General features: G+C 45.6%; 2 protein-coding genes. One reads left to right on the top strand and one right to left on the bottom strand.

The genetic code is table 11. The features are described from left to right. Nucleotides 1-137: 137 nt before the first annotated feature. Nucleotides 138-836 carry a cyclic nucleotide-binding domain-containing protein gene (locus V5T82_RS18085; protein ID WP_332897076.1) on the bottom strand — a complete coding sequence of 233 codons (699 nt, stop codon included), beginning with the start codon at nt 834-836 and terminating at the stop codon, nt 138-140. Between the two features lie 199 nt (nt 837-1035). Here V5T82_RS18085 and V5T82_RS18080 point away from each other — a divergent pair. Next, a partial coding sequence (locus V5T82_RS18080) for a hypothetical protein (RefSeq protein ID WP_332897075.1) occupies nt 1036-1235 on the top strand: 200 nt, incomplete at its 3' end.

Genomic DNA, 1235 nt, shown 5'->3' with positions numbered 1-1235 from the left:
ACACATTCGTTCCCACGGTTTATCAAGTCCGTCTTGGGTCAAAAGCGGCTAAATATTGCCATCAAATCTGAGGGCTGAATGTGGGTGAACAGCGGACATTTAGCAGTGGCAATTCGAAAAGCGGACATTATGGCCCGTTACACTTGTTCCATTAAGGCCGCGTTGGCACGAACGAGTTTTGTGCTAATTTGTTTGGCAAAGCGACTCTCAAGTTCATGGCGGACAGTCGGGTTTCGGACAAGAAACTTTTCGAGGTCACCAAGATTGAGTTCAAATATACGCGTTGGCTTTGTCGCGATCACAGTTGCAGAAGCAGGCATGCCTGTAAGGCAAGACATTTCCCCAACCAGGGAGTTGCCCTCAAGGTGCGCAACTGATTTTCCGCCAACGGTTACCTCCGCATATCCTTCAAAAATATAAAATAGGGATGATGGAGTTTGTCCTTCTGCTGTCAGGACGGTGTCGGGTGGAACTGTCTTCCACATTCCCACATTAAGCAATTTACGCGAATAAAGCTTGTCCAGGTTGGGGGAAGCGACACCTATAAAGGCCAGTTCTTCAAAATTGAATTTGATCCGGTGTGTAAGAATATAAAACCTGATTATGCCGAATACGCTAATCGCAATGTATGTGACTTGAATAATTGCCGAAGAAAGATTGAAATTATTGACGAGGCTCAGCAGAACACAGGATGCGGCAGCGGTATTTAAAGTTGCGTACAGGTATCCTTGACCTTTGATTATTCCGGCTTGCAAAGCAAAATAGGAGCCGATGTAGAGGATAACACCAACAATCCCCATTAGATCGCCCCATGCAATTCCTTCTGCCAAACTCATCGCATTGCCCCCAATATTTGGTTGGTTTTTCGCTTGTTCAAAGCTTCATTTAATTGCTCATCTTATGCAAGAATTTAAAGCCAGACAAATGACAGGTATGGGTCAGGCACGGAAATGTTGGAGCGGTGATTTTCATGACCGCTATACCCCTGACACCGGAAACTCTCGCCGCTAAATACCTGTATGGAGGTATTCGGCAATGCGAGCATATGAACTATTTGAATTTTCAGCAAAGAACCTTGGATTGGTTATCCCTAAGGGACTACCAAACACGGATTATCCAATCCGCAAACCTGTCCTGACCCTCCGCCATCTCAACCGTCTTAAACATATCCGCAATAATCAGAACAAAGCACGGAAAGCCAAAATGGATTTGGTCGCCACGATGTACGCCGGTAA

Origin of the sequence: Magnetovibrio sp. PR-2 (genome assembly GCF_036689815.1) — a bacterium.
GTDB lineage: Bacteria > Pseudomonadota > Alphaproteobacteria > Rhodospirillales > Magnetovibrionaceae > Magnetovibrio.
The sequence above is the reverse complement of the archived record's forward strand: the minus strand, read 5'-3'. Positions and strand labels throughout refer to the sequence as shown.